The organism is Oceanobacillus saliphilus (assembly GCF_023522835.1).
Classification (GTDB): Bacteria; Bacillota; Bacilli; order Bacillales; family Amphibacillaceae; genus Oceanobacillus; species Oceanobacillus saliphilus.
Genome location: NZ_JALCZU010000002.1, coordinates 621208 through 640209, shown reverse-complemented (window position 1 = coordinate 640209; position 19002 = coordinate 621208). Strand labels below are relative to the sequence as shown.

At 38.6% G+C, this 19002-nt stretch carries 18 protein-coding genes; 14 read left to right on the top strand and 4 right to left on the bottom strand.

The window, feature by feature from the left end:
* Positions 1–921: 921 nt before the first annotated feature.
* On the top strand, positions 922–1647 hold the full coding sequence (sigI, locus tag MN204_RS06245) for an RNA polymerase sigma factor SigI (RefSeq protein WP_249870256.1): 726 nt from the start codon (positions 922–924) through the stop codon (positions 1645–1647).
* Positions 1644–2885: an anti-sigma-I factor RsgI family protein gene (locus MN204_RS06240; protein WP_249870211.1), complete on the top strand. Its 1242-nt coding sequence runs from the start codon at positions 1644–1646 to the stop codon at positions 2883–2885. Before sigI ends, MN204_RS06240 begins: the two co-directional genes overlap by 4 nt.
* A gap of 34 nt (positions 2886–2919) precedes the next feature.
* Here MN204_RS06240 and MN204_RS06235 read toward each other — a convergent pair whose 3' ends face one another.
* The gene (locus MN204_RS06235) at positions 2920–3153 is read right to left on the bottom strand and encodes a YhdB family protein (RefSeq protein ID WP_249870210.1); all 234 of its coding nucleotides are present in this window, start codon (positions 3151–3153) and stop codon (positions 2920–2922) included.
* Between the two features lie 166 nt (positions 3154–3319).
* On the opposite strand from MN204_RS06235, the gene MN204_RS06230 reads away from it, so the two are divergent.
* The 8 genes from MN204_RS06230 (at position 3320) to MN204_RS06195 (ending at position 10422) form a co-directional block, all read left to right on the top strand.
* A complete protein-coding gene (locus tag MN204_RS06230) occupies positions 3320–3964 on the top strand; it encodes a YhcN/YlaJ family sporulation lipoprotein (RefSeq protein WP_249870209.1) in 645 nt (214 codons plus the stop codon).
* Positions 3965–4532: 568 nt separating this feature from the next.
* Positions 4533–5171, top strand: a complete 639-nt coding sequence (locus MN204_RS06225) for a class I SAM-dependent DNA methyltransferase (RefSeq protein ID WP_249870208.1) — start codon at positions 4533–4535, stop codon at positions 5169–5171.
* 22 nt (positions 5172–5193) lie between these two features.
* Positions 5194–5655 carry an S-ribosylhomocysteine lyase gene (locus MN204_RS06220; protein ID WP_249870207.1) on the top strand — a complete coding sequence of 154 codons (462 nt, stop codon included), beginning with the start codon at positions 5194–5196 and terminating at the stop codon, positions 5653–5655.
* Between the two features lie 100 nt (positions 5656–5755).
* On the top strand, positions 5756–6688 hold the full coding sequence (locus tag MN204_RS06215) for a PLP-dependent cysteine synthase family protein (RefSeq protein WP_249870206.1): 933 nt from the start codon (positions 5756–5758) through the stop codon (positions 6686–6688).
* A 12-nt stretch (positions 6689–6700) separates the two neighbouring features.
* A complete protein-coding gene (locus MN204_RS06210; protein ID WP_249870205.1) occupies positions 6701–7834 on the top strand; it encodes a bifunctional cystathionine gamma-lyase/homocysteine desulfhydrase in 1134 nt (377 codons plus the stop codon).
* 92 nt (positions 7835–7926) lie between these two features.
* The gene (locus MN204_RS06205; RefSeq protein WP_249870204.1) at positions 7927–9294 is read left to right on the top strand and encodes a dipeptidase; all 1368 of its coding nucleotides are present in this window, start codon (positions 7927–7929) and stop codon (positions 9292–9294) included.
* A 141-nt stretch (positions 9295–9435) separates the two neighbouring features.
* Positions 9436–10191, top strand: a complete 756-nt coding sequence (locus MN204_RS06200; RefSeq protein WP_249870203.1) for a (S)-benzoin forming benzil reductase — start codon at positions 9436–9438, stop codon at positions 10189–10191.
* 93 nt (positions 10192–10284) lie between these two features.
* A complete protein-coding gene (locus tag MN204_RS06195; protein WP_249870202.1) occupies positions 10285–10422 on the top strand; it encodes a YjcZ family sporulation protein in 138 nt (45 codons plus the stop codon).
* Between the two features lie 133 nt (positions 10423–10555).
* Here MN204_RS06195 and MN204_RS06190 read toward each other — a convergent pair whose 3' ends face one another.
* Both MN204_RS06190 and MN204_RS06185 read right to left on the bottom strand, forming a co-directional pair.
* Positions 10556–12196, bottom strand: a complete 1641-nt coding sequence (locus tag MN204_RS06190) for a putative ABC transporter permease subunit (RefSeq protein WP_249870201.1) — start codon at positions 12194–12196, stop codon at positions 10556–10558.
* On the bottom strand, positions 12189–12914 hold the full coding sequence (locus MN204_RS06185; protein ID WP_249870200.1) for an ABC transporter ATP-binding protein: 726 nt from the start codon (positions 12912–12914) through the stop codon (positions 12189–12191). Before MN204_RS06185 ends, MN204_RS06190 begins: the two co-directional genes overlap by 8 nt.
* Before the next feature lie 256 nt (positions 12915–13170).
* On the opposite strand from MN204_RS06185, the gene map reads away from it, so the two are divergent.
* Positions 13171–13923, top strand: a complete 753-nt coding sequence (gene map / locus MN204_RS06180; RefSeq protein WP_249870199.1) for a type I methionyl aminopeptidase — start codon at positions 13171–13173, stop codon at positions 13921–13923.
* Between the two features lie 22 nt (positions 13924–13945).
* Positions 13946–14707, top strand: a complete 762-nt coding sequence (locus tag MN204_RS06175) for a cobalamin-binding protein (RefSeq protein ID WP_249870198.1) — start codon at positions 13946–13948, stop codon at positions 14705–14707.
* Between the two features lie 590 nt (positions 14708–15297).
* Here MN204_RS06175 and nhaC read toward each other — a convergent pair.
* Positions 15298–16668: a Na+/H+ antiporter NhaC gene (gene nhaC / locus MN204_RS06170; protein ID WP_249870197.1), complete on the bottom strand. Its 1371-nt coding sequence runs from the start codon at positions 16666–16668 to the stop codon at positions 15298–15300.
* 1336 nt (positions 16669–18004) lie between these two features.
* Between nhaC and MN204_RS06165 the strand changes: the two genes are divergently transcribed.
* Both MN204_RS06165 and MN204_RS06160 read left to right on the top strand, forming a co-directional pair.
* The gene (locus MN204_RS06165) at positions 18005–18688 is read left to right on the top strand and encodes an AzlC family ABC transporter permease (protein WP_249870255.1); all 684 of its coding nucleotides are present in this window, start codon (positions 18005–18007) and stop codon (positions 18686–18688) included.
* Positions 18685–18978: an AzlD domain-containing protein gene (locus MN204_RS06160; protein WP_249870196.1), complete on the top strand. Its 294-nt coding sequence runs from the start codon at positions 18685–18687 to the stop codon at positions 18976–18978. The genes MN204_RS06165 and MN204_RS06160 overlap by 4 nt, the downstream gene beginning before the upstream one ends.
* Positions 18979–19002 lie beyond the last annotated feature (24 nt).

Below are 19002 nucleotides of genomic sequence, written 5' to 3'. Positions count from 1 at the left end.
ATGTTGCTTTATAAGCCTCACAGTTTATCTGAACTCCGACATAACTTAATTAATTACAATTGATTTGATATAAGCTGTGATGCGGGATAAGTAGCTTCGGCTACCGCTCTGGGGAATACACTACGCCATTTTCGCGGGCGGCTGGTGAGCCAACTTGCGCTAAAGCGCTGCGCTGTCTCACTGATGCCTTTCCTCCCGCAGAAGTCTCCGTGTATTCCCCAGAGCTGGTAGAAGATTGCTGACATCTAATACTGCGCATCCGCCTAGGCAATTAAGTACTGGTGAAATTATTGATTACCAATCTTTGTAACATGTTATAAAATGCTGGATGTAATCAAACTTAATCCAATGCTCCCGATCGTTCTTGCTGGGATTGTCCTTATTGAAAGAACTCCCAAATCAGCCGCCCGTGGAAAGCGAAGTGTATACGGGCTGCGGTTGCCGAAGTAATTTTTTTCATTAGCAATCCTCACAAATCTAGCATAAATGTAAGTTACGTCACATTATATCAAATCCGCTGAAAGCCTAACAGTTAATCTATAATCAAAAAAAGCAGAGTATCTTCACCTCACTTAATTTTACCAAGTCTGCGAAAGTTGACGAATAAACTTACCTACCTGCAAAGTAAAACCGAGGTTTCGACTAAAAACTTTAAAAATTAGCATAGCTTTAAATATAGATTGGTTACCGTATTTTAAACGAATTGTAATCTAATTGAGATAGCAACTGTTCCATCGATAAGTTACCATTAAACATACTGGAAATGATTGTCGATATAAATATAAAATGAAAATGGTGGGAACATCATATGAACGATAATAGAAAAATGATAAACAAATCGTATTGTCTAATAAATGCAACACCCAAAAAGAAGAGAAGAGATACGTATTTTATAGTGCATGGGAGGTCTTCCCATTGTTGATGCCGAGCCAGGTCAAAGACAAACCTCTTGAGGAAATGGTGGCATCCATTCAACAAGGGGACAAAGCTATGCAAAATTACTTATTACGTACCTATCAGCCATTTATCGCAAAAAGTGTTTCAGAAGTATGCAAACGATACATCGACCCAAAGAGGGATGATGAATTTAGTATCGGTTTGTCAGCATTTAATGAAGCGATTTTTTCGTATTCCTCTGAAAAAGGAAGTTCTTTTCTCTCATTCGCCAAACTCGTAGTTAAACGAAAGGTTATCGATTATATTAGGTATAATCAGAAAAGACCTACTCCATTATCACTGGACGAAACCTATGATGCTGAACAGATGGAAAATCCAATGGAATTGGTAGCGGTAAAAGAGAAATACAATCAGGAGCAGGATGCAATACATCGCAGGGAAGAAATAATGGATTTTAAAGAAAAGCTGAAGGAGTATAAGCTAACACTAGTTGATCTGACGGAAGCCTCACCAAAGCATAGGGATGCAAGGGAATCCGCCGTGAAAACAGCAAGAATTCTTTTTCAGGACAAGGAATTAAGGGAGTTTGTTCATTCAAAGAAAAAGCTTCCCATCAAAGAATTAGTAAATAAAGTAGATGTAAGTAAGAAAACACTGGAAAGGAATCGTAAATTTATATTAGCGATTTTTATTGTACTCAGTGAAGACTATATCTATCTTAAGGATTATCTTAAGGGAGTGGGGCAATGAAAAGAGGAATTGTGTTGGAACGCCATAGTGAATACACAATTATGATGACCAAGGACGGTTTATTTGAAAAAGCTGTTGTACTTGGTGAAAATGCAACCGTAGGAGAGGAAGTTTCCTATGAACCGTTGATGAAAGAGAAAAAGAAAACTGCAATGCTATTTCCTTTGAAAAGGTCGAACATGCCGCTCAAAGCACTTTCAATGGCTTGTATTGTATTATTATTAGTATTGCCTATCTATTTTTTGACAGGTAAAAACGAAACGTACGCATATGTTACTGTTGATATTAATCCAAGTATTGAAATGGAAGTAGATAAAGATTTCAATGTCCAGCATGTACGTGCCTTGAATGAGGATGCATCTGCCCTTGTGAAAGACTTGACCGATATCGAAAATGAAACTATTCAAAACGTCATTGGTATAATCATTAATAAAAGTGAACTTTTTGGATTGATCAATGATGAGAAAAACATGATTGTCGGTATCAGTTTTGTGGAGGAATCTCACGAGGAGATCAGGCCAGTTCCAAAAAATCTGGAGTCCTATTTTTCGGATATGTCTGATTGGGAAATTGCTACGTTGATTGTACCGACGAATATTAGAGAACAAGCAAAAGAGATAGATACATCCATGAATGAAGTGATGGCTTCAAAAATATTGGCTGAAGAAATCGGTTCTTCTCTAGGAAATTCACTGGATTCAAATGATAAAGCAATTATTAATTCTTTTTATAATAACGAAAATGAAGAGGACGATAATAACTCTTCCGAATTGAATGATGTTGAGAAATTCAATATTACACCTGTAGTAAAGGATACAGATGAAAAGCCCCAATCCGAAACCGATGTAAGTAAGTCTAATGCTGACAATGACAAAAAGAATAAGGACGTACATCATCCAAGTGAGTTAAAAAATAAAAACAGTGAGAATAATTCTAATGGCAAGACTTCAGGGGATAATGAGGGTAAAGATAAGCAAAATAAAGGAAGTAATCCTAACAATGTAAGTAAAGAAAATAAAAACGTTACGAATGAAAAAGCGAAGGATAAACCTGCAAAAAGCAAGCAGAATAACGGCAATAACAAACCTGATGAGAACAATCAACAAAACAGCAATGCCCATAAAAACAATGATAATAGCCTAAATAAGGATAACAATAGAGGAAATAATGAGAACCGCGGTAATGGCAACGACCAGGACCGTGGTAAAAATAATGGAAACGGAAATGCAAATAAGTAATGGAAAAGCACTCATCGAGTGCTTTTCCATTTTTTTACATCTCCACAGTAATTGGGGGATTATACTTCATAGCATGGTCCAAATAATAAAGAAGTGTGTCGTGTGTATCGATTACTTTTGATTGGTCCAACGAGTAGTGATATGCATTCAGAAATTGTTCAATTTTTTTTGAAAGCATATCGTCTTTCGTCCGAACCATCAATACGAGCAGGTCGTCCCATTGCCCCCACAGTGTATAGTAAAGAGCCTTATCGTAGTCCGGAATCATGGTTACCCCTCCTTGATTGTCAAGGGTTACTTATATGTTTTCCCGCTTTATATATATAATGTCCATAACATATATGGTGTGAATACCATAAAAAGGATATAACATAAGCGAATAGTTACATTCCTCCGTAACATACTAAAATCAAACTTGTAAGGAGGAATATAAAATGAAAATAAACTACAAACTTTTAAGCATATTTGCCGTACTTTTAATGGCTTTATTTGCTTGTCAATCACCAAATGAAACTGGCCAGCAAAATGTTCCCGGAGGTGGAGTTGTGAATCCGATTCCTGGAGGGGATGGGATGACGGATGTCCGTTATAATACAATGCAAAGGGATGCTGATCGTTTTCAAGACCGTACACGGAATGTAGGAACTCGTGATCAATACAATGTATCACAGGAAGCAGCAGAACGTATAACTGAAGAAGTAGATGAAGTAAGAAGTGCACAGGTTTTAACTACAAACAATAATGCATACGTAGCAGCAACTTTGGACACAGATGACAACAACCGTGGTAACGTTGGCAATAACAGAACTAATGTAGGAAATGTAGAGAATAGAGGTACAGGGACTGCTGGTGACCGCGGAATGGGTCAAGATGAACTTACAGAAGACGTAAAAAATAAAATTGGGGATATTGTCAGGTCTGTAGACAATAATATTGACAATGTCTTTGTTTCAACCAACCCGGATTTTGTCGATTTAACGAATAATTACGTTGAGGATATGAATGCTGGACGACCAATTGGTGGTTTCTTTGATCAAATAGGCAATATGATTCAACGTGTGTTCCCGCAAAATAGATAAAACAACGAAAAAAGCATATCTAATAAATAATCGCAAATGATTTCATTTGCGATTATTTTTTGTATAAGCATTTTAATGTAATCTTTAAAATGCTTCCAATCCTCTTATCGTGGCCGTTCTGTCAATTCATCTAGCTACTGTCTTTTATGACTAAGGTGAAGAACATTCCATCCCCAAAAAATCCTCATTATTAATTTCACAAGCATCCTGAGCTTTTTTATTTTGACTATTTTCCTAAGTTTTACTGCTTTTCAGACTTCATAGTTGATATAAAGTGCGACGTAACTGCTATCTACGTTGTAGCTGATAATGAAAGCAAGTTACTTCGGCGACCGCGATCCGTGAGTGGTTTACTGGCTACGGCTGCGAAGCAATTTGTTTCCAACTCTGCGCTGCGCTAGTTATGTCATAGTTTACAGTTATCGTGTCAAAAACAATAATATTTTAAAAAACAGCCTGTATTTAAATTTATTTTGATTCATTAAGGAACCTATGTTATATTAGTTACATATAATCCATAGTATCCATAGTAAATTACTATGTTTTAATCAGCCATGAGGTGATAAAAATGGGTAGAGAGTTTATTGATTTATTTGAGGAATGGGCAGTGGACTATGACAAAAGTGTAGTGGGGGAAGACCCACAATATGAAGAAGTGTTTGCCAACTATGATGCTATTCTTAACGAAGTTGTTCGGCAAAGTACCGGTACTGTTGCAGAATTTGGTGTTGGGACTGGTAATTTAACCTTAAAGCTCTTGCAGGCGGGCCATCATGTAATAGGAATTGAGCCTTCAGAAGCAATGAGGAAAATTGCAAGTAATAAAATACCATCACTAACCATTATAGATGGCGACTTTATCAGCTATCCTGATTTTGAGGAGCAAGTGGATACGATTGTCAGCACATATGCCTTCCATCATTTAACAGATGTTGAAAAGGAAGCTGCAATCAAAAAATTTGCAGCATTACTCCCTAAGGAAGGTAAAATTGTTTTTGGTGATACGCTGTTTAAAACAGAGTCTGATAAACAAAGGAAAATTGCTGAGGCTGTAGAAAAAGGTTATGACGATTTGGCTGAAGATTTGAACCGTGAATATTATCCGACACTTGCTATGATGAAGAATGCTTTTGAAAAGCATCATTTTGATGTATCATTTAAGCAAATGAATGATTTTGTCTGGGTAATAACCGCTGACAAAAAATAAGCCAAAGAGGAGCGTTTTACAGATGACAAAAAAAATGAATGTAGAGAGCTTTAATCTTGATCATACAAAAGTAAAGGCACCATATGTCCGTTTAGTAGGAGTTACTGAGGGTGCAAACGGTGATAAAGTACACAAATACGATATTCGTTTTAAGCAGCCAAATAAAGAGCACATGGAAATGGCGGGCCTCCATTCATTGGAACATATGATGGCAGAGCATATTCGAAACCATACAGATTCTGTATTGGATATTGGGCCAATGGGATGTCAGACAGGATTTTATTTATCCTTGCTCAATCATGAAGATTTTGATGATGTATTGGTTATATTGGAAAAAACATTAAAGGATGTACTTGAAGCAGACGAAGTTCCAGCATGCAATGAAGTGCAGTGCGGCTGGGCGGCGAACCATAGCTTGGAAGGTGCAAAAGAGATAGCAGAAGAAATGCTGAATCGTAAAAACGTATGGCATGAAGTTTTTTAATAATAGAAGCGGAAGTAATAACGAATCAACTTGTAGGCTCGGATTTATAACGAATTCTTCATTCATGTACTTCCGCTTTCGTCTTAAGTGAGGGGAAAAAATGGCGCTTTTTAAATCAATACATGAATTAGTTGGAGAAACCCCATTAATGGAAATTACGAATTTTCAGCTGCCAGAAGGCGTCCGTTTATTTGGTAAGTTGGAATATTTTAATCCTGGTGGCAGTGTGAAGGATCGACTTGGGGCAGAGCTGATAAAGGATGCTTTAGATAATGGACACCTGGAAGAAGGCGGTACGATTATTGAACCTACAGCTGGAAACACAGGAATAGGTCTTGCAATTGCCGCTATTGAAAAGAATTTATCCGTCATATTTTGTGTGCCGGAGCATTTCAGCAGGGAAAAACAGCAATTAATGATTGCCCTGGGAGCCAAAATTGTTCATACACCAAGGGAAAATGGGATGACAGGGGCAATTGAAAAAACAAAGCAATTGTTAAGAGAGATTCCAAATAGTTTTTCACCGCAGCAGTTCTCAAATCATGCAAACCCAAAGACATATTATAAAACTTTGGGACCTGAAATCTGGAGAGATCTTGATGGCAAAGTAACTGTTTTTGTTGCAGGAGCGGGATCTGGTGGTACGTTTATGGGAACTTCCAAATTTCTAAAAGAAAAGAACCCGATTATAAAAACAGTGATTGTAGAGCCTGAAGGTTCCATTATCGCTGGCGGTGAACCGGGTTCCCATCTGACGGAAGGAATAGGTATGGAATTTATTCCAACATTCCTGGATCGGTCTTATATGGATGAGGTCCATACGGTTTCCGATAAAGATGCATTTCAAATGGTAAGGGAGCTTGCTTTTAGAGAAGGAATTCTTGTCGGTAGTTCATCTGGGGCTGCAATGTATGCTGCACTGCTGGAAGCAAAAAAAGCATTACCTGAAACGAATATTGTAACTATTTTCCCAGATGGCAGTGACCGTTATCTCAGCAAAAATATATATGATACATTCGTAAAAGAAATGTAAGGGGGAAGCGATATGAGAGCGAAAACGAAAATGATCCATGGCGGAATAACAGGCGATGAAACCACAGGTGCTGTTTCTGTTCCAATATATCAAGTAAGCACATACAAACAGGATGGAGTAGGGAAACACAGCGGCTATGAATATTCCCGTACTGGAAATCCAACCCGGAACGCCCTGGAAACAGTAATTGCAAATTTGGAAAACGGTACGGCTGGATTTGCATTTGGTTCCGGAATGGCAGCAATCAGTTCGGTTATGATGTTATTTAATTCAGGAGATCATGTCGTCATGACTGATGATGTATACGGCGGTTCCTATCGTGTCATGACAAAGGTATTCAATCGTTTTAATTTGGATCACACCTTTACGGATACTAGTTCACTGGAAGCAGTGGAAGCTTCCCTAAACGAAAATACCAAGGCGATCTTCGTGGAAACACCTACAAATCCACTCCTGAAAATTACGGATCTCGAAAAAATAGCTGCTATCGCCAAAAAGAATGATTTATTACTAATTGTCGATAATACATTCGCAACACCTTACCTTCAGCAGCCTTTGGATTTTGGAGCGGATATTGTTCTTCACAGTGCGACGAAATATATCGGTGGGCATAGTGATGTTGTTGCTGGTTTGGTTGCCGTCAAGACGGAAGAACTTGCAGAACAGCTACATTTTATCCAAAACTCCGTCGGTGCCGTTCTCGGACCTCAGGATTCCTGGCTTTTGATGCGAGGAATTAAAACCTTGGCATTACGGATGGAAGCAATTGAGCAAAATACGAAGAAAATCGTTGCCTTTCTACAAAATCATAAGAAGGTATCGACTATATATTACCCGGGAATAGAAAGTCACCCTGGACATGCAATTGCAGCCAAACAAGCTACCGGTTTTGGTGGAATGGTTTCATTTGATGTCGGCAGTGAAGAAAAAGCAGAAAAAGTGTTGGAGAATGTGAAGTATTTTACGCTGGCAGAGAGCCTTGGGGCTGTGGAGAGCCTGATTTCCATTCCAGCCAAAATGACACATGCATCCATCCCAGCGGATAGAAGGAGAGAGCTTGGCATTACAGACGGATTAATTCGAATTTCTGTAGGGATAGAAGATGCAGACGATTTAATAGAAGATCTCGAAAAAGCGTTGGATTAATATACTGGGACAGTCCATATTTGGTGGATTGTCCTTTTTATTTTGTCTGTTATGCTAAAATAGGTATACTAAAGAATATGGAGGTATGTGCGATGAGTGAAAAAGCTTTAAACTATATTCAAGAAAACAGAGCTAGTCTACTTGAGAAATTAAATGAATTTTTATCCATACCAAGTGTGAGCACGGACAGCAGTCATAAAGATGATGTTAGAAATGCTGCAGATTTTATCATTACATATTTAAAGGAAATCGGTTTTGAAAATGCTGAGATACAGGAGACAGCTGGGCACCCTCTTGTATTTGCCGAATATAATGGAGCAGGAGCAGATGCCCCAACAGTACTTTTCTATGGCCATTACGATGTACAGCCTGTCGATCCAATCGAATTATGGGAAAGTGACCCTTTTAAACCTGAAGTAAGAGACGGCAGACTATATGCCCGTGGTTCCAGTGATGATAAAGGTCAGGTATTTATGCATTTGGCAGTTTTCGAGGCATATATGAACACGGAAGGCGAACTTCCAATCAATGTGAAAGTATGCATTGAAGGAGAAGAAGAAATCGGCAGTGAAAACCTATACCATATTCTCATGGAGAAAAAAGAACAATTTCAGGCGGATTTTGCAGTAATATCCGATTCAGGGATGGCAGCAAAAAATCAGCCTACCATCCTTTATGGCTTAAAAGGATTTACCGGTATTGAAATTACGGTAAATGGTCCTGATCATGACTTGCATTCCGGAATGTATGGCGGTGCAGTTAGGAATCCGATTATGGCCCTCAGCCACATACTGTCTTCCATGAAAGATGAGAATGAAGTCATTACGGTAGATGGTTTTTATGATGATGTTGAACCACTGACTGAGGATGAAAGGAAATTAATGGAGCAGGCCCCAGGTGAAGATTTTGTTGAAACGGCAGGTGTTCCGGAAACAGTATCGGAAAAAGGATATACTGCGAAAGAGCATACGATGGGTCGTCCGACTTTTGAAATTAACGGAATTTACGGGGGCTACCAAGGTGAAGGAACGAAAACAATTATTCCTTCTCAAGCAACCGCTAAAATAACCTGTCGTCTTGTTCCTGGTCAGGATCCTGGTAAGATTCAGGCCTTACTGGAAGCACATGTAAATAAAGTAGCACCTTCTGGAGTAAACGTGGAAGTGAAAAAAGAGAAGCTCTCAGCAAGAGCATATAAAGTAGAGCCGACACACCCACTTATTAAAAAAGCGGCGGAAAGCTATACGAAAGCATTCGGAAAAGACACTGTCTATCTAAGAATGGGTGGATCGATTCCGGTTGTGGAGTGGATTGATGATATCTATAAGATGCCAATCATTTTACTGGGATTTGGGACACCAGAGGATCGACTGCATTCCCCAAATGAGAGTTTCCCCTTGGATAGTTTCGATAAAGGTATGGAAACACTTGTGTATTACTGGAATGAAGTTAAGAACTAAACTACCGCTGTAATAGGTTTGAAAACGGATTGATAAAAACTGTGTGGTAAAAGTTAAGTTTATGTTACCATTCCGTTTCTGACGATCGGATTCGGGGTATTTCACTTAATAGAAAATAATGTAAAAAAAGGGGGGGATTGGATGAAATACGCTATAGTTACAGGTTCCTCTAAAGGACTCGGTGAATCGATTGCACAGCTATTTCTGGAATCAGGAGTACATGTGATTGGATTATCCCGAAGTACAAATGGGCATTTATCTGAAGTAGCTAAAGAGAATAACACAATATACAAACATATAGCCTGCGATCTATCGAAAATTGAATTATTGAATGAGGCATGTGAGGAAATTAGTGAAGCGATTTTTCCAGAAAATCCAAGTACCATTTATTTGGTGAATAATGCAGGGGTTGTTGAACCCATTCAACAATCGATGCATATACAAACAGAAGAGCTTCTGAAGCATGTCCATGTGAATACAGTTGCTCCTATGGGACTTACAAATTACTTTCTGAACAAGGCAAATGAAAAAGGTGTTCCACTCATAAGTGCAATCATCACATCCGGAGCTGCAGAATCTCCTATGTTTGGCTGGAGTGTGTATTGTTCAACAAAAGCGAGTATGAATATGTATACAAAAACGGTGGCATTGGAGCAGGAGGAACTGAAAACGGAGAATAAAATCATTGCCTTCAGTCCCGGTATTATGGATACAGAAATGCAGAAAAAAATTCGTTCTAGTTCAAAGGAAGAATTTATGGATGTGGAAAAATTTAAAGACTATAAGAAACATGACCTTTTGAAGGGGACAGAGCTTATAGGTGGTGTCCTTGTGGATATTCTTACTGACGATGATATTAAAAATGGTAAGATTTACTACGCAAGAAATTACTTGTAACGTTCAAATCCAAAAAAATAAGCAAATAGCCCTCCCAATTTTAGAAACGCTGCATAAAGTAAAGTAGTCTTCGAAAATAGGGGAGGGAAAAGAATGAGTAAAGCTAGAGCAGTATCACCTGTTGTATCACCTTTCAAAACTAGCGGTTTCGCATTGCTGGTCGTATTATTCATTTTATTGGTAATCATCGGGACAGCATATACAGATGGTTATGGAAAAGGATATTACTAAGGATTAAAAAAATGCAGCGGACTTTCCGCTGCATTTTTTAGCATGTAGAAAATTATAAAAATCCAATGAAGACATTCGCCAAGACTTGGATGGATAATGTCTTTGCTATCGAGCATATATCGTTGCGCTTTTACTATAGCTGCTGAAAAGCATTGTTTCTCATTTTCTTATTGAATAGCTTATTGACGATAAAGATGCAAATGAAAAGTGAACCTAGTAATATAATAGAAATTCCATACATAGTTTGAATTCTCTCCGTACGCCATAAAACAAAAGTAATGATTCCGAATAATCCACCTTCAAATAAAAAGGCAATTAAACCAATAAGGCGCCCCTTGAAAAGTTCCTGTTCATCTGTCCAGTCCAGTTTAGGCTTCAATAAATCAAGATATGTTCCCACACTGCTTGCCAGCCAACTGCCAGTAAGAATGATCACAAGCCAGATCAATACCGCATCAAAAGGTATTCTGACAAGGAGGGCAAGGATAAGAAACAAGGATATGACGAATAAATTAATAAGCCAGGAAGCTGCAATTTTACTGAATAAAACTTGCTTTGGGTCAAGTGGCAGATACAGATTGCTGTACCATGTCTTTCCTTCCCTTGAAAAAGATGAAATAGGTGTGACATTTGTGCTGATTATGATGAAAGATGTTATAAAAAGTAATAGTACATACTGTTTATCGGATAAGGAACCGAGGAAGTCCGCTTGAAACCCAGTACCAAAGTCAAATAGAAGTATAACTACGATGAATATCGGTCCGAGCAAGCCTTGGACGACACACTGCATCAGAAAAGTTGGAGTTCGAAAAATAACCCGTAATTCTTTCTTCATATAGGAAAGCCACACCGGTCGGCTTTTCATTCTTCTTTGTATTTTCTGCCCAGACATCTTTCGTTTCCTTCCACTATTAACCCCTAATACACCCTTAAGATAGAATAATTGTCCCATTGTGGCAAATAACAGGAGTGCACCTACCGTTAAGACAATAATCATTATGAAAAAGAACAGTCCAATCCAAGACTCGGCTTCATTTAAAGTCCTTGCACTCAGATACGCAGGTGGGTAAAATGCGGTCACCATGTTCAATAGACCATCCTGGTTCTTAAGCAGTACAGTCAATTCATCTATCATTTTAGTGGAATCGGCATTTAACCTGATCAGTACATTGATTAAAATAATGAACAGAAAGGATGCTATTCCTGCAATTATTTTTGACCTGTCTTTGTTTTTTGCTATATTTACAAAACGCATCATGAACATCAGTATGATGGCAGCAACCGAAAAGGGAATAATTGGTATCAACAAAAACAGACTAATTCCATATAGATAATAAGGTAACGAACCGCCGCTCGCACTGCCATAGGAAAAGAATGCAGGCAGATATACGATAGCGGCAGTCACATATAAATAAAGGAATGGCAGTGTAGCCTTTCCAAGCAGCAATTGATAGGCTTGGAAAGGGAATGGAATATAGGACTGTATATCGTCCGCGAAATAAAATGCGCTCAATACCGAAACAAAGCTCATAATAAATAATAAAATGTGAATGCTTAAGAATAAAATCCCCAATAAAACGGATTCCTGACCAAACGGTTGAAGGCCCGAATAGAGAGAATGAATAAACCGATTTATAAAAGATATATAAATGACAGATAAAGGCAATAAAAAGATGAAAGATATAACATAGAACCAAATATGAGATTTTTTATTTTCAGGATTGGAAAACTGCATTTTTAGCATCGTTTTCATAAGGAGCCATGTATTATTCATCACTCGTCAACTCCAGAAATACTTTCTCCAATGACTGATCGGATTGGTATTGGGCCCTTAATTCTTCCATATTTCCATAGAATATTAATTTTCCTTTATTAATGATGGCTACAGCATCACATAATTGTTCCACTACTTCAAGACCATGGCTAGAGAAAAACACCGTATTTCCCTTGTCCGCATGATTTCGCATCATTTCTTTCAGGATGTATGCCGATTTTGGGTCTAGGCCAGTCAGTGGCTCATCCAGTATCCATATAGCAGGATCATGGATTAATACACCTGTAACGATCATTTTTTGCCGCATTCCATGTGAATATGTCTGGATATAATCCTCGAGGGCTTCGTAAATGGAAAACTGCTTCGTGAAGTACTCTATCCGCTCTTTTCGAATATCAGAAGGGACATTGAAAATATTACCTATGAAATTTAAATATTCGATGCCCTTTAATCGAAGGAACATATCCGGTTGGTCAGGTACAAGACCAAATACCTTTTTGGCTTCCAATGGCTGCTTCTCAATATCCAGGCCATTTAGTTTGATTGTACCCACATCAATAGGGAGAATTCCTGTCATCATCTTGATGGTGGTCGATTTTCCAGCACCATTTGGACCGAGAAACCCAACAATTTTTCCATCAGGAATCACTAGATTGAGACGATTAATAGCATTATGTTTTCCATAAAAACTTTTACTTACATCATTAATTTCAATCATAAAATGCCCCCATTTCAATTTAACTAGTAAGAAGTGTTCTGTTGCTGTATTTGGTACTATTTTATGATACACTTTATTTTGGATAATTTTTTTAGTAAAGAGGAAAGTAGATAGCTTTCTTAGCTGCATATGTGCAACTAGGCTGTCACAGAAAGTCTTTGTTAAACTTTAGTTTTCTACCAATACTTCATTTGATGGATGATAATTTATAGTATAACGTATATCGATTCACCATAAAAGAAAGGAAGTTATATATATGATTACAAGAAAAAGCAATCGTGAAATTGAACAAATGCAGGCGGCAGCCGATGTACTGGTAGCATGTCACAAGGAAATCGCTAACATGATAAAGCCGGGGATTACTACATTGGAGATTGATGCATTCGCGGAAAAATTCATGGCAGAAAACGGTGCAACACCAGAGCAAAAAGGATATAGTGGCTATCCATATGCTATCTGTGCATCTGTTAATGATGAAATATGCCATGGTTTCCCCACTGACGAAAAATTAAAAGATGGAGATATGGTTACCATTGATATGGTCGTAAACCTTAATGGAGGATTGGCTGATTCTGCCTGGACCTATGCGGTGGGAGATGTCGATGTTGCAGGGAAAAGATTAATGGAAGTTACGAAAATAGCCCTTTACAAAGGAATCGAGCAAGCACAGGAAGGGAATAGAATTGGTGATATTGGCCATGCAATTCAATCCTATGCAGAAGGGGAAGGCTTTTCGGTAGTTCGTGATTTTACAGGTCATGGAATTGGACCGACGATACATGAGGATCCGCATGTCCCACATTTTGGGCTACCAAATAAAGGATTACGTTTGAAAGAGGGGATGGTTATTACCATTGAACCAATGATTAATGAGGGGACATGGGAAAGTCAGATGGATGACAACGGATGGACTGCCAGAACGATTGATCAGGGACGTTCTGCACAGTATGAACACCAAATTGTCATTACAAAAGGTGGCCCACTAATTTTAACTGAACAAGATAAATAAAAGAATAAAGGAGAGGGTTGTCATGCGTGTCGTATCCATTTGTCCGAGCAACACGGAAATTTTAGCCTATTTAGGTAAATTGAATGTATTAGTCGGCATTGATGACTTTTCGGATTGGCCTGCATCTGTCTTGACGTTACCGAAAGTTGGACCGGATCTTTCCATTGATATGGATAAGGTGGAAGCATTACAGCCAGATTTAGTCCTCGCTTCCCTTAGTGTTCCAGGTATGGAAAAAAACATCCAGGCGTTGGAAGAGCGGGGGCTTCCTTATATTATTCTGAATCCAAATTCCCTCAAAGAGATAGCTAATGATATGAAGACTGTAGGGGAAGCTCTTAACTTTAAAAAGACCGGTGAGGAAAAAGCGGAAGAATTTCTTAGTGAAGTGGCTGAATTAAGAAGAATTGCTTCAGATAGGAAGGGAAAGCCCACTTTATATTGGGAATGGTGGCCGAAGCCAGTATTTACACCAGGCAGTGTGAACTGGTTGACAGAAATCAGCGAGCTTGCAGGAGCGGAAAATATTTTTGCGACGGAGAATGTAGCAAGCTATCAGACAGACTGGGAAGATGTCAAACGAAGAAATCCGGATCATATCTGTATGGTGTGGGTTGGGGTCAAAGAAGAGAAAATGAGACCGGAATTCGTTATAAAGCGCCCAGGCTGGAAGGAAATGAAGGCAATTCAGAACGGAAATATTCATGTTCTTGAAGAATCACTCTTTTGCAGACCATCTCCCCGATTGCTTGATGGGTTAAGGAAATTACTGGAAGTAATCTAATTATCTACACAGAAGTCTTTCTATTTCTAAAGGAGTATAATATTCCCGATGTGGCTAACATATAATGTGCTTTTCGGTTAAAGACACTGGAGGGATTTAGTATGAAACATTACAACAGAAGAAAAGATAACGATTTTATATGACATAATAGCGATTAAAACTATTAATGAAAATGAAATCGAAGTGGCAAATTACTTGAAAGATTTATTTGCAGAATACGGCATCGAGTCTAAAATTGTTCCGGTTACAGACACTCGTGTTAATTTAGTGGCTGAAATTGGAAGCGGGATAAAGAGCTAATTTTAGGATTATCGAAATAAAAAGAGATTTTTAAACAAATAAGAGGTGACTACGATTTTTTTGGTGGTTAGCTCTTTTTTGCTTTGGTTTTGAATTATGTATATGGGTTAATGGAATCTTAATAAGTTAAATAAACTTGTTTTTTATAATAAAAAGCTCTGCTAAAATGCAGAGCTTTTCTACTTTATTTGTAAGTTCATTTAATACCTTAATGAACGTTTTGCGCCACAAAACAGAACCTGTTATCCTGAATGGAAGCTTTGGGAGAATTCCTCTGTCTCTGACTTCCATCACTTTTTCAATTGTGCTGTTCTGGCGCCGAATAGAATCGTAATCAACGGACTGAGCAAGCAGAAAAATGCGAATGGCAAATATTCAAGAACAGAAACGCCCAATACATTTGCGATAAACACCCCACAAACACTCCATGGGACGAGAGGGTTAATGACTGTTCCCGCATCCTCCAACGTTCTGGAAAGTGCCTTTTTGTGAAGTCCTGCTTTTTCATAAATACCTTTAAATGTTTCGCCTGTCAGCAAAATGGATAAGTATTGTTCACCGATTAGTACATTCACTCCAATTGCAGTTGCTGCTGTTGAAAGAATAATCGAACGGGTTTTCTGCAATTTTTCCTGCAGAGCTTTAAGCAGACTGGGAAGGATACCGGTTATAAACAATAATCCTCCGAAGCTTAAGGCCAGAATAACGAGTGATATCGTAAACAGCATACTGTTGATGCCGCCTTTCGTAAGCAATTCGTTAACAGGAGCAAAGTCAGTTGTGCCCGTATAACCATTGAACCAGATTGTCCAGATCTCGGACCAAGTAAAGTTGTTTGTAATGCTTGCGGATAAAGTTGCTGTTATACTGCTAGCCATTAATGCTATGAATGCAGGCACTTTAAAAATGGTACATATAATCAGCACAATCAGTGGTATCCAGGAAGCCCAGTGAATCAAATTTGCTGACTGTAATGCTAACTGGTAGTTTTCCACACTGTTCAGTGAGACTGATTTGTCTGGAGATAACATAATAAATATAACAAATGAAATGATAAATGCAGGTATGGTTGTCAGGCTAATGTTTTTTATATGATCAAATAAATCGACTCCAACAATCGTGGAAGCGAGATTCGTCGTGTCGGATAACGGAGACATTTTATCTCCAAAAAAGGCTCCAGACACGATTGCACCAGCTGTTATTGCAAGAGAAGCTTCCATCGCTCCAGCCATACCAATAAATGCTACACCAATCGTCGCCACAGTTGTCAGAGAACTGCCAAGAGCCACCCCGATAATTGCGGTAACAGCAAATACGATTCCATAAAACCAGGTAGTGCCAATAACAGAAAATCCAGTATTGATTAGAGCGGGGATGGTCCCACTGATCATCCAGCTGCTGATTAATATACCAATAACAAAGAAAAGAAAAACTGCTCCCATTCCGGAATTGGCGCCTGAAATCATTGCTTCCTGGAGTTTATGGAATGGTATTCGTTTCATTAAACCATAGGCAACTAGTGAAAAAATACCAAGTAGTATCGGTATATGGGGAACAGTTTCCAATTCAATAATAAAATAGCTGATTAGACCGATGATGAAAATAAAAAATAGAGCTGCTTCCATAATTGAAGGATGATAGTTTGGTTTGATTGGGATCATGATGTTTCCTCCTTCTAAAATAATAAAAGCCCCGCCCCTAAAATAGGGACGAAGCTTAACTCCGCGTTACCACCCTGATTGGTGAAATAAATTCCACCCTCTCATTGTAATGATCCATTTGCAATCGCTGTGACGTATGTCAGTACAAACAAGTGCATAGGATTTGTAATTCAATTATTGCCCTCCAAAGCTTGCACCAACCGCTTTGTCTCTACCTTCTGCTAGGAAATAACCTACTGCGAATCCTCGGATAACTTTTGTGATTTAGTTATGATACTATTGACTATACATGCTTTATTCTTTATTTGTCAATATCATATCTTTTCCATTGAATTTGATTCAGGTTATATGAGTCAGTTACTCAAATTTTGCATTGTAAGAATACAAATGTACCTTGGTAGAATTTGGTGTGTTGGAATACACTGCTTCCATTGACTTTGGATTAACTGATACACTTTTCACCACATTTGATATAAAATGCGATGTACCTGCTATCCATGTAAGATATGTAGCACTGGTAATGGTAATAGGTTACTTCGGCAACCGCCGCCCGTATACACTCCGCTTTCCGCGGGCGGCTGGTGAGCCCCTTCATGCTGGCGCATTTCAGTGTCTCACCGATGCCTTTCCTCCCGCTGGAGTCTACGTGTATACGGGCTGCTGGTATTCATTTGTATCAATCATCGATGGCTTTTGAATAGACTTTTAGTTCATCAAATATTTTAAAACAATTAACAAAGAATTCTCCCATAAACATGAGTTTCACCAGTTCGAGAACACTCTGGGTATACTTTTTACGAAGGCTCTGGATACATTCTATTCCAGGAGTATTCACAGCCCACCGCTTGCCTGGAATGGTAAAGCTGGATGATTTTTTATTGTATTGGGATTTCAGGTAATTTCTCAGCAAGCGTAAAAATAGCTCTGGGAAATACACGGAGACTCCTACGGGAGGAGAGGCATCGGTGAGACAGCGCAGCGCTCTAGCGCAAGTTGGCTCACCAGCCGCCCGTGGAAAGCGCAGTGTATTTCCCAGAGCGGTAGCCGAAGCAACTTGCTTCCATTATGAGCTACAGGTCTAACGTAAATAGCAGTTACTTCGGAATTCACAGAAAATCGTATGCTTATAAAGCTACCAAAAATTACAAAAATCAGTCTTACTTTTTCAAAGCTTAGCAAGGTGATTATTTATGGCTTTTTAAATTTAACCTAGTTAAACGGTTGAATCTATTTTATTGGTGCGAAAGTTGAGTTATAATATAAAGAATTTTACGGAGGAGGCTAGTTATAAATTGTGAGGGAAAGAGAAGGAATTAATTCATTGAATTCTATACTTATGATCAGAAAAGGATTGCTTACAGGCTTACCAATTATGCTTGGTTATTTACCTGTTGCCATTACATACGGAGTTCTTGCAAAACAAGCAGGAATGTCATTGACAGAATTAACCTTGATGAGTGTCCTGGTTTTTGCTGGAGCAAGTCAGTTTATGGCAGTGAATATGATTGCAGTAGGAACCGGTGCACTTGAAATAATTATCGCGACATTTGTTCTGAACTTCCGCCATTTTGTAATGAGTCTATCTTTTATGAATCAGCTTAGAGACTTTAGCTTAAAATGGAAAGTGCCTCTTTCTATGGGCCTGACAGATGAATCGTTTGCTGTCTCAGCGCTTAACCCAAAAGAAGCTAAAATGGAAAAAGGGGCATTTTTCTATGGAACAATCATTGTAATAGCTTATTTATCCTGGATTTTTGGTTCCTTTCTCGGCGGGCTCCTCGGAGATGTAATTCCTGAAAAGTTGAGCCAAAGTATGGGAATTGCTCTATATGCTATGTTTATTGGACTCCTTGTACCTTCCATAAAAAGAGAAAGAAGAGTTGCCGTAATTGCCCTATTTGCGATGCTGATTAATGCGCTTTGCATTCAGCTTGGGATGAGTACAGGCTGGGCAATTGTGGCAGGAACAATTATTGGTGGAATGAGTGGTATTCATTTGCTTAAGGAGGACAGGCGATGATTATTCTAATTATTATTGGTATGTCTTTGGTAACGATGCTGCCAAGAGTTCTCCCAGCATTCATCGTAGAAAAAATGCAGTTTCGCCCTTGGCTAAACAGGTGGCTTGGTGCGATACCATATGCTGCGCTAGGTGCCCTTATTTTTCCGGGAATCTTGTCTGTTAACCCTGAAGAACCCCATTTAGGCATATTTGGTGGGCTTGTTGCTGTTGTATTAGCATTTGCAGGATTAAACGTCGTATTGGTTGTTATTGGGGCAATCGTAACTGTTTTTATATTATCATTATAAGAGATGCAGGCTTAACGCAATAAA

Coding starts and splice junctions, on each gene's coding strand:
- MN204_RS06230 (WP_249870209.1), top strand. CDS start 3,320: ATGAAAATAAACTACAAACTTTTAAGCATATTTGCCGTACTTTTAATG.
- MN204_RS06195 (WP_249870202.1), top strand. CDS start 10,285: ATGAGTAAAGCTAGAGCAGTATCACCTGTTGTATCACCTTTCAAAACT.
- sigI (WP_249870256.1), top strand. CDS start 922: ATGCCGAGCCAGGTCAAAGACAAACCTCTTGAGGAAATGGTGGCATCC.
- MN204_RS06235 (WP_249870210.1), bottom strand. CDS start 3,153: ATGATTCCGGACTACGATAAGGCTCTTTACTATACACTGTGGGGGCAA.
- MN204_RS06225 (WP_249870208.1), top strand. CDS start 4,533: ATGGGTAGAGAGTTTATTGATTTATTTGAGGAATGGGCAGTGGACTAT.
- MN204_RS06210 (WP_249870205.1), top strand. CDS start 6,701: ATGAGAGCGAAAACGAAAATGATCCATGGCGGAATAACAGGCGATGAA.
- MN204_RS06190 (WP_249870201.1), bottom strand. CDS start 12,196: ATGAATAATACATGGCTCCTTATGAAAACGATGCTAAAAATGCAGTTT.
- MN204_RS06185 (WP_249870200.1), bottom strand. CDS start 12,914: ATGATTGAAATTAATGATGTAAGTAAAAGTTTTTATGGAAAACATAAT.
- MN204_RS06160 (WP_249870196.1), top strand. CDS start 18,685: ATGATTATTCTAATTATTATTGGTATGTCTTTGGTAACGATGCTGCCA.
- MN204_RS06200 (WP_249870203.1), top strand. CDS start 9,436: ATGAAATACGCTATAGTTACAGGTTCCTCTAAAGGACTCGGTGAATCG.
- MN204_RS06220 (WP_249870207.1), top strand. CDS start 5,194: ATGACAAAAAAAATGAATGTAGAGAGCTTTAATCTTGATCATACAAAA.
- map (WP_249870199.1), top strand. CDS start 13,171: ATGATTACAAGAAAAAGCAATCGTGAAATTGAACAAATGCAGGCGGCA.
- nhaC (WP_249870197.1), bottom strand. CDS start 16,668: ATGATCCCAATCAAACCAAACTATCATCCTTCAATTATGGAAGCAGCT.
- MN204_RS06165 (WP_249870255.1), top strand. CDS start 18,005: ATGATCAGAAAAGGATTGCTTACAGGCTTACCAATTATGCTTGGTTAT.
- MN204_RS06215 (WP_249870206.1), top strand. CDS start 5,756: ATGGCGCTTTTTAAATCAATACATGAATTAGTTGGAGAAACCCCATTA.
- MN204_RS06175 (WP_249870198.1), top strand. CDS start 13,946: ATGCGTGTCGTATCCATTTGTCCGAGCAACACGGAAATTTTAGCCTAT.
- MN204_RS06240 (WP_249870211.1), top strand. CDS start 1,644: ATGAAAAGAGGAATTGTGTTGGAACGCCATAGTGAATACACAATTATG.
- MN204_RS06205 (WP_249870204.1), top strand. CDS start 7,927: ATGAGTGAAAAAGCTTTAAACTATATTCAAGAAAACAGAGCTAGTCTA.